This window comes from Pristimantibacillus sp. PTI5, from assembly GCF_048572955.1.
Lineage (GTDB): Bacteria > Bacillota > Bacilli > Paenibacillales > Paenibacillaceae > Pristimantibacillus.
This window is the reverse complement of record NZ_CP183886.1, coordinates 2577786-2591434: the sequence shown is the minus strand read 5'-3', so window position 1 is coordinate 2591434 and position 13649 is coordinate 2577786. Positions and strand designations below refer to the sequence as shown.

Annotated in this window: 14 protein-coding genes; all 14 read left to right on the top strand. The window is 46.9% G+C overall.

Annotated features, from left to right (window positions below; genetic code table 11):
* The first annotated feature begins 268 nt into the window (after nt 1-268).
* The 14 genes from fliD (at nt 269) to argB (ending at nt 13648) form a co-directional block, all read left to right on the top strand.
* Entirely contained in the window at nt 269-1783 is a 1515-nt protein-coding gene (fliD, locus tag ACN6MW_RS11625) for a flagellar filament capping protein FliD (RefSeq protein ID WP_419875554.1), read from the top strand.
* Between the two features lie 14 nt (nt 1784-1797).
* Nucleotides 1798-2172, top strand: coding sequence for a hypothetical protein (locus ACN6MW_RS11620; protein WP_419875553.1), 375 nt, complete (start codon nt 1798-1800; stop codon nt 2170-2172).
* Nucleotides 2173-2380: 208 nt separating this feature from the next.
* Nucleotides 2381-2794, top strand: coding sequence for a flagellar protein FlaG (locus ACN6MW_RS11615; RefSeq protein WP_419875552.1), 414 nt, complete (start codon nt 2381-2383; stop codon nt 2792-2794).
* Between the two features lie 102 nt (nt 2795-2896).
* Nucleotides 2897-3322, top strand: a complete 426-nt coding sequence (gene fliS / locus ACN6MW_RS11610) for a flagellar export chaperone FliS (RefSeq protein WP_419875551.1) — start codon at nt 2897-2899, stop codon at nt 3320-3322.
* A gap of 126 nt (nt 3323-3448) precedes the next feature.
* Nucleotides 3449-3751 (top strand): AbrB/MazE/SpoVT family DNA-binding domain-containing protein, encoded by a 303-nt coding sequence (locus tag ACN6MW_RS11605; RefSeq protein WP_419875550.1) that lies wholly within the window; start codon nt 3449-3451, stop codon nt 3749-3751.
* Nucleotides 3748-4083 (top strand): type II toxin-antitoxin system PemK/MazF family toxin, encoded by a 336-nt coding sequence (locus ACN6MW_RS11600; protein WP_419875549.1) that lies wholly within the window; start codon nt 3748-3750, stop codon nt 4081-4083. Before ACN6MW_RS11605 ends, ACN6MW_RS11600 begins: the two co-directional genes overlap by 4 nt.
* A 197-nt stretch (nt 4084-4280) precedes the next feature.
* Nucleotides 4281-4478, top strand: a complete 198-nt coding sequence (locus tag ACN6MW_RS11595) for a cold-shock protein (protein ID WP_028608231.1) — start codon at nt 4281-4283, stop codon at nt 4476-4478.
* Nucleotides 4479-4728: 250 nt separating this feature from the next.
* Nucleotides 4729-5274 carry a ribosome hibernation-promoting factor, HPF/YfiA family gene (gene hpf / locus ACN6MW_RS11590; RefSeq protein WP_419875548.1) on the top strand — a complete coding sequence of 182 codons (546 nt, stop codon included), beginning with the start codon at nt 4729-4731 and terminating at the stop codon, nt 5272-5274.
* Nucleotides 5275-5413: 139 nt separating this feature from the next.
* Nucleotides 5414-7921: a preprotein translocase subunit SecA gene (secA, locus tag ACN6MW_RS11585; protein WP_419875547.1), complete on the top strand. Its 2508-nt coding sequence runs from the start codon at nt 5414-5416 to the stop codon at nt 7919-7921.
* A gap of 67 nt (nt 7922-7988) precedes the next feature.
* A protein-coding gene (gene prfB / locus ACN6MW_RS11580; protein WP_419875546.1) for a peptide chain release factor 2 occupies nt 7989-9096 on the top strand; the annotation gives its coding sequence in 2 pieces (ribosomal slippage) (nt 7989-8060 and nt 8062-9096; 1107 coding nt in all).
* Between the two features lie 88 nt (nt 9097-9184).
* A complete protein-coding gene (locus tag ACN6MW_RS11575) occupies nt 9185-10069 on the top strand; it encodes a YitT family protein (RefSeq protein WP_419875545.1) in 885 nt (294 codons plus the stop codon).
* A gap of 388 nt (nt 10070-10457) precedes the next feature.
* Nucleotides 10458-11507: an N-acetyl-gamma-glutamyl-phosphate reductase gene (gene argC, locus ACN6MW_RS11570; RefSeq protein WP_364151633.1), complete on the top strand. Its 1050-nt coding sequence runs from the start codon at nt 10458-10460 to the stop codon at nt 11505-11507.
* 63 nt (nt 11508-11570) lie between these two features.
* A complete protein-coding gene (gene argJ / locus ACN6MW_RS11565; protein WP_364151630.1) occupies nt 11571-12812 on the top strand; it encodes a bifunctional ornithine acetyltransferase/N-acetylglutamate synthase in 1242 nt (413 codons plus the stop codon).
* Nucleotides 12813-12862: 50 nt separating this feature from the next.
* Nucleotides 12863-13648, top strand: coding sequence for an acetylglutamate kinase (gene argB, locus ACN6MW_RS11560; protein WP_419876329.1), 786 nt, complete (start codon nt 12863-12865; stop codon nt 13646-13648).
* The last annotated feature ends 1 nt before the right edge of the window (nt 13649 follow it).

The window sequence follows — 13649 nt, the reverse complement described above, 5'->3', positions numbered from 1 at the left end:
GAAAGCCTTAGGTCTATACCTAAGGCTTTTTTTTATTCTTTTCTCATTCCGAGTATTTAAATAAATGTTAAATATTCAGAAGGATAAAAGATATTCGACGATAAGCTTGAACGGAGATACTCTCTATGATTTTATCCTTTTTAATAAAATTTCCTAAACTATATTCTATTTCTATCCGATACTACTAGTAGAAGATATTAACGTGAACGTAAACCGGGCTTACAAGAGATTTTTTAGCAAATAGATGAGAATAGGCAGGAGGAATAACATGATAAACTCCATTCGCATGGGAGGATTAGTCTCAGGTCTGGATACGGATTCGATTGTAAAGAATTTAATGAAGGCTGAGAGCGCGCCGCTAAATAAACTTCTTCAGAAAAAACAGATCGAGGAATGGAAAAGGGACCAATTCAGAGAGATGAATTCTCTTTTATTAGATCTAAAGAACAAAACCTTTGATATGAGGCTCCAGGGGACCTATCAGAAAAAGGTATTGGCATCAGATGATGATAAAATCGTGTCTGCTAAACAAAAAGGAAACCCAAGCTCATCTACTTATAATGTGAAGGTTACAGATCTCCCTGAGGCGGCAAAAGCAGCTTCCGTGAAATTTACGACGACGGGATTGACGGATGGAGCAGCCGTCATTGGTGAAGTTTTCGATTTTAAAATTGGAGCAAAAACCATAAATGTGACAGCAACCGACACCATTAGCAGTGTAATAGCTAAAGTGAATAGTAATTCCTCTGCAACAGGAGTTACGGCAAGCTATTTGCAAGACGATAAGTCCATAACGTTTACAACGACAACAAGCGGTGCAAGCGCAGCGATTTCGATTAGCAACACGGGCGGCTTTGGCGCGGGTAACAAGCTTGGATTATCTACGGGGACGGTTGATAGTTCTGTAACGATAACTGATTTTGGTACAAATGATGGATTCCAGTCCTCAAAAAACGCTACACCAGGAAACATTGAGATTAATGGAATACCATATCAAGTCAATAGCTCGTCCTTCACATTTGATGGCGTTGAATTCTCCATTAAAACTGCAGGAACAACGCAAGTTAATCTAAAGCCAGATGAGGATGCTATTTTTAAATCTATCAAGGAATATGTTGATAAATATAATGAAATAACGGATAAAATTAATAAAAAAATTACCGAAGCTTCTTATAAAGATTACAAGCCCTTATTAGCGGAGGAAAAAGAATCGTTATCCGAGAAACAAATTGAACAATGGGAAGAGAAGGCAAAGAGCGGATTATTACGCCAAGATTCACTCCTCTCAAATGTACTGACCCAAATGCGTCAATCCTTATCGACGAACGTACAAGGTACAGGCATTAGCGCGAAAAATGATAACCTTAGCGATATTGGGATTACAACCGGCACCTACGCGGAAAAAGGAAAGTTGTATATTAATGAAGCGAAGCTGCGTGAAGCGATTTCCAATGATGGAAGCGGCGTAATGGAGTTGTTCACCAAAACCAGCTCATCAACGGATGCCTCAACGAAATTTAATGAGAGCGGGCTTGCTCAGCGGATGTATGATCAGCTGAACAGCACGATGAGCAAACTTACGGATAAAGCGGGAAGCAGTGCTTCACTCATTGACAACAGTACGATTGGCAAAGGTCTGAGCAGGCTCAATACGGATATCAGCAAATGGGGAACGCGGCTCGAGAGCATCGAGAACCGTTACTGGAGTAAATTCACCGCAATGGAAACCGCGATGAGCAAGGCAAGCTCTCAAAGCAGCTGGCTGGCAGCACAATCGGTTTAGAAGGAGAGGGGATAATGACTATTAGCGCCTCTCTAGATTCCTTGCTTAACGAGCTCTTAATCTATACGCAATCGTTAGAGCAGAGTGTAGCAGACGACGAAAGCGAACCGGAAGATTGGATAGAGCTGCTTGATAAAAGACAAGAGGTAATGGACAGTCTGAGCAGTATTTTCTCGCAGGGTATCCAATTAACAGAAGATCAGAAAAAAAACTATCTTCAACCAGTTAATGATATGGATTTAAAGATCCATCCCATTATGGATCGGAAAAAAAAGTTGCTGGAATCCGAAATGTTGAACATGAATAAAAGCAAAGCGGTTAATCAGCAGTACGGTGAGTTCGGGCAATCTTATTCTCCGTACGGTGCTTTTTTTGATAAAAAGAAATAATGAACAAAATAGGGCTTCTCTTAGATGAGGCCTTATTTTTGTTTTATATGCAGCTATGGGGAGCGCCAAAATGGAAGACAAAGATTTACTGATTATGAAAAAGTTATTATAAAAGTTTCATTCCAAAATATAGCTTTCCATCTAATAGAAATGAGGTTATTAGCCGATATAAATCCTAGAACTATTGATGCGGAAGGAATGATAGGCAATGAACACTAATGTGCCGGCAACAGGGGCAATGAGCTCGCTGAACCGAAGTGCGATTGGTAACGATTTGGGGAATTCCGGAGTAGAGAAAGCAAGCTCTGTTGGGGCAAGTGATACTCAGCAACTCTCGAAAATCACCAGCCAAGAGGAATTGAAAAAAGCAGAGCTTCGCGGCGAGCATTTCGCAATTAGCGATGAGCAGCTTGTTAAAGCAATCGATAGGGCTATTAAAGCTATGGAAGGAAAGAGCACGAACTTAGAATTTTCTGTCCATAAGCAAACCAATATTATTTCAGTGAAAGTACTTGATAGTGTATCGGGAGAAGTTATACGCGAGATCCCTCCAGAGAAAAACCTGGATTTTGTAGCTAAGCTTTGGGAGATGGCTGGGATATTAATAGATGAAAAAGGATAATGGGGCATACTGCTAAGCGTACTGATAAAGACATGCCTTAAATAAGATGAACTCAAAAAGTGCTAGGCTAAAACAGCAATTTAGTTCATAGGAGGATAAAAAATGCAACTTCAACAACGTAATAAGTATATTCAGAATACCATTCAATCGGCTACCCCAGGACAATTACTTATTATGCTCTACGATGGCGCGATCCGTTTTTGCCGTCAAGGAATTGAAGCGATTAAAGAGCAGCGTTATTCCGATGCAAATACAAATCTATTAAAAGTACAGGATATAATCAGTGAGTTCGTGATCACGATTGATCGAGCGAACCCTGTATCCGAGAACTTGATCAAATTATACGAATATTTCAATTCTCGTCTTATTGAAGCAAACGTGAAGAAAAGTATTGAGCCAGTAGAAGAGGTGCTCGGCTATCTAGTCGATTTGAAGGAAACCTGGATCCAAGCTGCCAAGCAATATAACCAGTTAGCAGGACAAGCGAGTGGAAATAATTTCAAACAAACTCAATCAACTGTTATCTAATATAATTTTACGGCTGGATAAAGTCACCCTTGTGGTGGCTTTATTTTTTTAATCCTAAGAAAGGGTATCACAAATGCAGTTGATGTATATCCTATGTATATACAAGTTGAGTGAGGTGAGATATACTTGGACTATACAAATGGAGAGGATCTGATTCTGATGACTACAGCAACTCTAAGTAAGTGGGGGAATAGCAGCGCTGTCCGTATTCCAAGTCAGTTTCTTAAGCAACTGAATTTGGATGAAGGCGCGGAGCTGCAAATCATTCTTACGGCAAATAATGAAATATTACTTCGTCCCGTGACCAAACCATCGGAGACACCAGAAGAATTACGCAATCATATGAGGATGCTGCTCTCAAAAATCAAGCTAGGATCTCCGCGTCATGAAGAGATAGATCTTGGTATTGAAGGAGACGAGTTGCTTTGATTATTCCTGCACGAGGCGATTTGGTTTGGCTTGATTTTGATCCCCAAGCCGGTAGGGAACAAGCAGGAAGGCGCCCGGCCTTAGTATTGTCTGAAACCGAATTTAATGATCTGACCGGTTTTGCAGTTGTATGTCCTATCACCAACCAAGCAAAGGATTATGCCTTTGAAGTTCTACTGCCGGAAGGACTTCCTTTTACTGGAGTCGTTCTAACGGATCAGTTAAAGAGCTTAGATGTGAGAAAGCGGAAAATTAAAGTCGTTGGCAGCATTTCGAATGATTCGGAAGTCATGAAGGCAGTCCTCCGGAATACTCGATCAATCTTAGCATAAGACAAACCTACTATAAATACGGGAGACGATTGTCTCTTTTTCGACATGAATCGTCAGCCGGAATCCCCCGTAAAACCTCAAATGAATTCGCTTACAATAAATTGTTTGACAATTCCGTGAAGTGGGTGTTATAGTCAAATTGTGGGTTATACAATGAGATGCCTCACAGTATTTGAAGATGAAGGGAATGTTTGCACATGCAAGGTAAAGTTAAATGGTTTAACGCAGAAAAAGGTTATGGATTTATCGAGACTGAGCAAGGCGGCGACGTATTTGTTCATTTCTCCGCAATCCAAACCGAAGGTTTCAAAACACTTGAAGAAGGCCAATCCGTCGAATTCGATATCGTTGAAGGCGCTCGTGGTCCACAAGCAGCTAACGTAGTTAAATTGTAATCATTCGGCTGATCCAGCCAACCTATATTTTGGATCATTAAACAAGAAACCAACATAAGCTCCGGGAAACCGGGGCTTTTTTTTGTGTCTAATACGCTGATTGGCGACAGGATAAGGCTTAGATATTAAGAATAATGAATCTAGTAGTACTACAGCATCATTTATCTGAAAATTCGAAATAAAACAAAAACTATTTTGATTTGAGCGTTTACATATGATATAATAATCCCATGTAAAGGAGGAGTTCCCCATGAACTACAACATTCGAGGTCAACACTTTCAAGTGACAGACGCATTGAGAGAATACGTCGAAAAAAAACTCAGCCGATTGGATAAATATTTCGAAGCACCAATCACCTCCGATATTAACGCAACATTATCCGTCACCAAAGGTAAACATGCAGTTGAGGTGACCATTCCGCTCACCGGTGTCATGCTAAGAGCCGAGGAGAAAAGCGAGGATATGTACGCATCCATTGATTTGGTCGCGGACAAACTCGAACGACAAATACGCAAACATAAAACAAAAGTGAATCGCAAGTTCCGCCAAGGCAGCGGCGTACGCGCCTTATTCAAGGAGGAAGGCTCAGCAGTGGGCGTTCTGGAAGAAGAAGACGATTTGGAACTCGTGCGTACCAAACGTTTTGCGCTTAAACCTATGGATGTGGAAGAAGCGATTTTGCAAATGAATATGGTAGGACATAATTTCTTCGTTTTCTCGAATGTAGACAACAAAGAGGTAAGCGTTGTTTACAAACGCAGCGACGGAAAATACGGATTAATTGAGCAAGGCTAACCGTCATTATACTTAAATCAAAGGGCCTTTTCTCCATAATGGAGAAAGGCTTTTTCTTTTACATGCATCCTCGTTGCGGCGGTGTCGACAAACTGATACAATTTAATGCAAAGAGGCGTCATTACGAAAGGGGAATTCCATGCTCGGATTAGTGAAAAAGATATTTGGTGACCATAACGAGCGCGAGGTAAAACGGCTCCAGCGGACGGTAGATGAAATAAATGCGATAGAGTCGAAGTTTACGTCTTTATCCGATGAAGCGCTGCGCGCGAAGACAGAGGAATTCAAAGCGAGAATTGAAAAAGGCGAAACGCTGGACAAAATTTTGCCGGAGGCTTTTGCAACGGTAAGAGAAGCTTCCAAGCGTACGCTTGGCATGCGTCATTTTGATGTGCAGCTGCTTGGCGGTATGGTTCTGCATGAAGGCAAAATCGCGGAGATGAGAACAGGTGAAGGTAAGACGCTTGTTGCTACGCTTCCGGTTTATTTGAATGCATTGCTTGGCAAGGGCGTTCACGTTATTACGGTCAATAACTACTTGGCACAGCGTGACAGCGAGCTAATGGGTGAGCTTTACGGTTTCCTCGGCATGACCGTTGGCTGTAACCTTCACGGCTTATCGCATGACGAGAAGCAAGAGGCTTATGCATGTGATATTACTTATGGTACGAATAACGAATTCGGATTCGATTATTTGCGTGACAACATGGTTCTGTACAAGGAACAAATGGTTCAGCGCCCGCTTTATTTTGCCATTATCGATGAAGTGGATTCCATCCTAGTCGATGAAGCGCGGACGCCGCTTATTATTTCGGGACAAGCTGCGAAATCGACAGAGCTATATTTTGCCGCTGACCGCTTTATTAGCCGTTTGAAGCCTGATGAGGACTTTACGATTGACATTAAGCTGCGCAGCGTAATGCTGACGGAATCAGGCGTTGAGAAGACAGAGAAGGCTTTTCAAATCGAGAACCTGTTCGACCATGCGAACGTGACGCTGAACCACCATATTCAACAAGCGCTGAAAGCCAATTTCATTATGAAGCGCGATGTGGATTATGTCGTGGAAGAAGAAGAAGTTGTCATTGTCGATGAGTTCACGGGCCGTCTGATGTCTGGACGCCGTTACAGTGACGGCTTGCACCAAGCGATCGAAGCAAAGGAGCAGCTGAAGGTTCAGAACGAGAGCATGACGCTTGCGACGATTACCTTCCAGAACTATTTCCGTATGTATCGCAAGCTAGCCGGGATGACGGGTACGGCGAAGACAGAGGAAGAAGAGTTCAAGCGCATTTACGGTCTTGACGTTATTCAAGTGCCTACGAACCGCTCCATGATCCGTAAGGATATCGCGGATGTCGTTTATAAATCCGAGATCGGCAAATTCAAAGCGGTCGTTGAAGAAATCGTTGAACGCCACAGCAAAAACCAGCCGGTGCTGGTAGGTACGATTTCAATTGAGAACTCTGAGAAACTGTCAGAAATGCTGAAACGCCGCGGTGTGACGCATAAGGTCCTTAATGCGAAGTTCCATGCGGAGGAAGCGGAAATCATTTCACGCGCGGGACAAGCAGGTTCGGTTACGATCGCAACAAATATGGCTGGACGCGGTACGGATATTTTGCTGGGCGAATCCGTTGCTGAACTTGGTGGCTTGCATATCATCGGTACAGAGCGTCATGAAAGCCGTCGTATCGATAATCAGCTGCGCGGTCGTGCGGGACGTCAAGGTGATCCGGGTTCTTCGCAGTTTTACTTGTCGCTTGAAGATGAACTGATGCGCCGCTTCGGTTCGGAAAATATTATGGGCATGATGGACAAGCTTGGACTCGATGAGGATCAGCCGATTGAGAGCCGTATGATCTCGAGAGCGATCGAATCCGCACAGAAGCGTGTTGAGGGCAATAACTTCGACATCCGGAAGGTCGTCTTGCAATACGATGATGTAATGAACCAACAGCGTGAGGTTATTTATAAGCAGCGCCGTGACATTCTTGGCTCGGAGAACATCCGCCAGGAAGTAATGGATATGATTAAGCCTGTTATCGACCGCATTGTTGAAGCGCACTGCGCAGAAGATATTCCAGAGGAGTGGGATCTTCAGGCCATTGTGGATTACGCGCACGCTACCTTCCTTCAGGAAGGATCTTTGTCCAAGGAAGAAATTTGGGGCAAAGAGAAAGAAGAGATTGTCGACTATATTTATGAAGAAGTCGTTGCTTCTTACGATGAGCGCGAGGAAGAGCTTGGACCTGAAACGATGCGTGAATTCGAGAAAGTTGTCGTGCTGCGTGCAGTAGACAGCAAATGGATGGATCACATCGATGCGATGGACCAGCTGCGTCAAGGTATCCATTTGCGTGCATATGGCGGTACGGATCCGCTTCGCGAATATCAATTCGAAGGCTTCGAGATGTTCAAGGAAATGATCGAGAGCATTCAAGAGGAAGTCGCTAGATATATCATGAAGGCGCGCGTGGAAAGCAACCTGGAGCGTCAAGAGGTAGCTCAAGGCCAAACGACGACGACAAGCGGCGGCGGAGAAGCGGTCGAGAAACGCCCGGCTAAGCGCGAGGAACGCGTAGGACGTAACGATGTTTGTCCTTGCGGAAGCGGCAAGAAGTATAAGCTTTGCCACGGCAAGTAAGGAACAGCCATAGTTAGCCTGGCATAAAATAGAGAACGAACAATTATTTTGAGGTGAAGCGGAAGCTATGATAGACATAACGGTTAAACAAGACCTGCGTGAAATGGCCAAGCGTCTCCAAGAACTTAGGGGGTCTCTTTGACTTAGATCTTAAGCAGGAGATCATTGCCAACTTCGAAGAGAAAATGACGATGCCGAATTTCTGGGATGATAATGAAAAAGCGCAAAGCGTTATTTCCGAAATGAATGCGGTGAAATCGGTCGTTGATCATTACGATGGGCTGAACAGCGAGCAGGAAGACCTTCAGATGATGCTGGAGCTGGCTGATGAGGAGAGCGACGAGTCGCTTGCGGCAGATGTTGTGAGCGGCGTAGAGAAGCTTATGCGCAAAATAAGCGATTTTGAGCTGCAGCTGCTGCTCAACCAGCCGTACGATAAGCTCAATGCCATTCTTGAATTACATCCTGGCGCAGGCGGTACGGAGTCGCAGGACTGGGGATTAATGCTTTACAGGATGTATACGCGCTGGGCGGAGAAGAGCGGCTTCAAGGTAGAGCTTCTTGATTACCTGCCAGGCGATGAAGCGGGTATCAAAAGCGTCACGATTTTGGTCAAAGGCTACAACGCTTACGGTTACCTGAAGGCCGAGAAGGGCGTACACAGGCTTGTCCGTATTTCTCCCTTTGATTCCGCGGGCCGTCGTCATACGTCGTTTGCTTCTTGTGATGTCGTTCCCGAAATCGATGACAGCATCGAAATTGAGATTCGTACGGAGGACTTGAAGGTGGACACGTACCGTGCAAGCGGTGCGGGCGGCCAGCACGTCAATAAGACGGAATCAGCAATCCGGATCACACATATTCCTTCAGGGATTGTGGTAGCCTGTCAACAGGAACGTTCACAAATTCAGAACCGGGAGCGAGCGATGAAGATGCTTCGTTCCAAGCTGTATGAACGGAAAATAGAAGAGCAAATCAAGCATCTCGCAGAAATTCGCGGCGAGCAGTCCGAGATTGCATGGGGCAGCCAAATTCGTTCTTATGTATTCCACCCGTACAGCATGGTGAAGGATCACCGTACTTCGGTGGAGACGGGAAATGTAGGCGCAGTTATGGATGGCGATATCGATGCGTTTATTGACGGGTATTTGCGTCATCAGATCCGACATGATTAAATAATCGGCTTTTGGAGAAGAGTTCCGGCACGGTATGCGTGCGGAGCTCTTCTTTTTGCGAAAATCAGCTTGCGAGGAGATAAATGGCATGAGTGAGAGCACGGTGAAACGAAGAAAAGGAGGGCGCACTTTAAGTCCGCGTGCCCAGTCGGCGTGGAGCATTGTCCAGCTGCTGACCGGCTCGGTTATTGTGGCGATCAGCTTCAATATGTTCATGGTGCCGAATGGGATAGCATCAGGGGGCGTATCGGGGGTATCTATTCTAGTGCAGAGAATGGCGGGCGTAACGCCTGCGCTTACACAGTGGGCAATCAATATCCCGCTGTTCATCGCGGGCTTGTGGCTGCTTGGTAAACGATTTGCAGTGAAAACGGCGCTGGGTTCGGTGATTCTGCCGTTGTTCGTATTATTGACGGACGGCTTGCAATCCCCGACCGACAATCCCCTGCTTGCGGCGATTTACGGAGGCATCGGGGTCGGTCTTGGCCTTGGGCTTGTTTTTCGGGGGGGCGCGTCTACGGGAGGTTTGGACTTAGCGGCGCAAATTTTACATCGCTATACAGGGCTACCGCTCAGTCTGGCCATTGTTTGCTTTGATGGATGCGTGATCTTGGCAGCCGGCGTTATCATTTCGCCTGAGGTTGCGCTTTACGCTTTGATCGGGTTGTTCGTGACAAGCAAGACGATTGATTTTGTACAGAGCGGATTGCAGCTGTCCAAAGTCGCATTTATTATTAGCGAGCGCTCGGAGGAAGTGTCGGAAGCGATCTTGAATGATTTAGACAGGGGCTTGACGCGTCTTGATGGTCATGGGGGTTATACAGGAGCAGGACGCACGGTATTGATGGTTGTCGTGGGGCAAAATGAGGTGCCGAAGCTGAAGCAGCTCGTACGCGCTATCGATCCGGGAGCGTTTGTGATTATTAGCAATACGGCAGAGGTTTTAGGGCAAGGATTTAAGCTGGAGAGCTGATCCAAGAGGGGTATAGGCAGGCTCGCAGAGCGGTAATAATGCACAAGAGAATTATAAATGACCTTGCCTATATTTCTGGCAGCCATTTTATTTCATTTTCGATGGCTATATGATAGGATGAATGAGAACATGTGTTCTATATATTGTTTTTTATCGTCTGAGTAAACCTTTTAAACCGCATAAATAGTCAACAAATGTTCGTTGTATTAATATTAATTCGAATGTATAATAATACGAAGCAATGTGCGTATTTCCATCAACTGCCGAATGTTGTACAATTATAAGTTGAGGAAGAAGACAACCTTTCCGCCTTCGGAAAGAGCGATAGATGCAGCTGCAGCACCAATTATTTTACGTATGCAGCATTTTGTTTCGGGGAGAGATGAACATGAGCACAAAGGTGAAAATTGCAATTATCGGATCAACCGGCTACGGCGGTGTAGAGCTCATTCGATTGCTCGCGTCCCATCCGCTTGCAGAGGTGACATCGGTCATTTCTTCATCCAGCGCGGGGACGCCGATTACGGAAGGCTATCCGCATTTGACGAGCATTCGCGAGGAACTGCTCGATGATGTTGAGCCTGCCGCGATTAAAGCGAAGGCGGATGTCGTGTTTCTTGCTACGCCTGCCGGTGTGGCTGCCAAGCTTGTGCCTTCGTTACTCGAGGCGGGCTTGAAAATTATTGATTTGTCCGGGGATTTCCGTTTGAAAGCGCCCGGCCTATACGAGCAGTGGTATAAAAAACCTGCTGCGGATGAGGCATATTTGAAGCAGGCCGTATTCGGTCTGGCAGAAATATACGGGGATCAGGTGTTGGACGCTTCCTTTATCTCAAATCCGGGCTGCTACCCGACTGCTACGCTGCTGGGACTTATTCCCGCGGTCAAAGCGGGCTGGATTGATCCTTCCACCGTAATTATTGATGCCAAATCCGGGGTTTCCGGTGCCGGTCGCGGCGCTTCGCTGGGCACTCACTACTCCGAGCTGAACGAAAATTTAAGAGCTTATAAACTAAATAAACATCAACATATTCCGGAAATTGAAATGGTGCTGTCCGATGCGGCGAATAAGCCCGTCGTGACCACTTTTACGACACATCTCGTGCCGATGACGCGCGGCATTATGTCCACGATGTATGCTGCGGTTCAAGGCGAGCATAGCACGAATGATTTTGTTGAGCTGTACCGCTCCTATTACGAAGGGCGTAAGTTTGTTCGTATCCGTCCCGAAGGCCAGTGGCCTTCCACGAAAGAAGTATGGGGCTCCAACTATTGCGACATCGGCTTTGCCGTCGATGAGCGCACGGGCCGCGTAACTATCGTTTCGGTTATCGACAACCTGGTTAAAGGCGCTGCGGGTCAAGCGATTCAAAACTTGAATCTGATGATGGGCTGGGACGAGACGCTAGGTTTGCAGTTCGTACCTGTTTATCCATAAAGCGAAATATATCTTTTGATCTTATATCCATACTCATACAGGTGAAGGAGAAACGATTTTACGATGGGACAGGATCATACAACAGCTTTGTTCTCGGTCGTCGAGGACGGCTCGATCACAACGCCTCAGGGCTTTACGGCAGGCGGACTGCACTGCGGTCTCAAGAAAACGACGCGCCATGACCTTGGTGCAATCGTATGCGAGGTTCCGGCCTCGGCAGCAGGCGTTTATACGACGAATGTTTTTCAAGCCGCTCCGCTTCAAGTGACGCGCGAGAGTATCGCCTCAGGCGGCGTGCTGCGCGCCGTGCTTGTAAACAGCGGCAATGCCAATGCTTGCACGGGCAAGCAAGGCGAAGCGGACGCTTACGAGATGAGGTCCCGATTCGCGGAATCCATCGGGGTGTCGGCGGATCATGTTGCGGTTGCGTCAACGGGCGTTATCGGCGAGCTGCTCAAGATGGACAAAGTAAGGAACGGCATCGACGGTCTTCCGGCTAAGCTGGGCGGCGATCGCACGGGCGCGGATGATTTTTGCCAAGCGATACTGACAACGGATTTAGTTCAAAAAATGGTATGCGTAGAGCTTGAGCTGGACGGCAAACGCGTATACGTAGCAGGTGCGGCCAAAGGCTCGGGCATGATTCATCCGAATATGGCGACCATGCTTGGCTTTGTAACGACGGATGCGGCTATCGGCAGCGACGCGCTTCAGCAATTGCTTCGACAATCAACGGATTTGACGTTCAATATGATAACGGTTGACGGCGATACGAGCACGAACGATATGCTCGTTGCTATGGCGAGCGGGCTTGCGGGCAATAAAGAGCTGACGCCGGAGCATGAGGGCTGGGCAGCTTATGCGGCTGCGATCCGCCATGTGTGCGAGGTGCTGGCGAAGGCGATCGCACGTGACGGAGAAGGCGCAACCAAGCTTGTTGAGGTACAGGTAAACGGAGCGGTCAGCGATGATTCCGCGCAAGCGATTGCGAAGACGGTTATCGGATCGTCGCTCGTGAAGTCTGCCGTATTCGGAGCGGACGCGAACTGGGGCCGTATTATTGCGGCGGTAGGCCGGGCAGGCCAGCCGGTTAATCCGGAGACGGTAGATATCCGGTTGGGTGATATTTTAACGTTAGAGCAATCTCGTCCCGTTGGATTTGATGAAGAGGCTGCCTTGGAATATTTAAAAGGCGATACGGTCGTCATTCGTGTTGACCTACATAACGGTGATGGGCAGGCAACGGCATGGGGCTGCGATTTAACCTATGACTATGTCCGCATTAATGCGGCATATCGCACATAAGCAAAGTGACGCTTGGAGGGTATGATTCAGTGACGGAGCAACGATTTGTGATGAAATGCGGAGGCAGCACGCTTGCGGCGCTTCCGAACAGCTTTTTTGATGAGCTGCGCGAACTGCAGCTTGCGGGCATCCTTCCGGTTATCGTGCATGGCGGCGGACCTGCTATATCGGAGACGCTCGGCAAGCTGGGCATCGAGACCGGATTCGTGAATGGCTTGCGTATTACGAATGATGCCGTTCTTGATGTGGTCGAGATGGTGCTTGCGGGACGTATCAACAAAGAAATCGTACGTAAGATTCAAATCAATGGCGCGAAAGCGCTTGGTTTATCCGGCGTTGACGGCATGCTCATACAAGCCCGGCCGGTTTCGAATGCGGCAGAGATCGGTTTCGTTGGTGATGTCACAGACGTGAACGCGGCGATTATAGAGGGCGTCATGGGAATGGGTTATATTCCGGTCATTGCCCCAATCGGGATTGACGATCAAGGCCAGCGCTACAATATCAATGCGGATACGGCGGCAGGCGCTGTCGCATCCCATCTTGGCGTAGAGCGCATGATTGTCGTGACGGATGTTCCGGGTATTTTGAGAACGGTCGATGGAGAGAAACGGGTGCTTCCTGTCGTTTCCGTGGCCGAAATCGAAGAGATGATCGCGAGCGGTGAAATTTACGGCGGCATGATTCCGAAAGTGCGCGCTGCGATACAGTGCATTCAAGGGCGCGTGCGCGAGGTTGTCATTGTAAGCGGCGAAGAGCCGGGAGTATTGACAAGGGCAGTCCGCGAGGGCGGCGTCGGTACTCGGATTGTTCAGACGAACGAAGGGCGGGTGTAGG

Excerpts from the sequence above, each read along its gene's own strand:
- fliD (WP_419875554.1), top strand. The coding sequence starts at position 269 with ATGATAAACTCCATTCGCATGGGAGGATTAGTCTCAGGTCTGGATACG.
- ACN6MW_RS11620 (WP_419875553.1), top strand. The coding sequence starts at position 1,798 with ATGACTATTAGCGCCTCTCTAGATTCCTTGCTTAACGAGCTCTTAATC.
- ACN6MW_RS11615 (WP_419875552.1), top strand. The coding sequence starts at position 2,381 with ATGAACACTAATGTGCCGGCAACAGGGGCAATGAGCTCGCTGAACCGA.
- fliS (WP_419875551.1), top strand. The coding sequence starts at position 2,897 with ATGCAACTTCAACAACGTAATAAGTATATTCAGAATACCATTCAATCG.
- ACN6MW_RS11595 (WP_028608231.1), top strand. The coding sequence starts at position 4,281 with ATGCAAGGTAAAGTTAAATGGTTTAACGCAGAAAAAGGTTATGGATTT.
- hpf (WP_419875548.1), top strand. The coding sequence starts at position 4,729 with ATGAACTACAACATTCGAGGTCAACACTTTCAAGTGACAGACGCATTG.
- secA (WP_419875547.1), top strand. The coding sequence starts at position 5,414 with ATGCTCGGATTAGTGAAAAAGATATTTGGTGACCATAACGAGCGCGAG.
- ACN6MW_RS11575 (WP_419875545.1), top strand. The coding sequence starts at position 9,185 with ATGAGTGAGAGCACGGTGAAACGAAGAAAAGGAGGGCGCACTTTAAGT.
- argC (WP_364151633.1), top strand. The coding sequence starts at position 10,458 with ATGAGCACAAAGGTGAAAATTGCAATTATCGGATCAACCGGCTACGGC.
- argJ (WP_364151630.1), top strand. The coding sequence starts at position 11,571 with ATGGGACAGGATCATACAACAGCTTTGTTCTCGGTCGTCGAGGACGGC.
- argB (WP_419876329.1), top strand. The coding sequence starts at position 12,863 with ATGAAATGCGGAGGCAGCACGCTTGCGGCGCTTCCGAACAGCTTTTTT.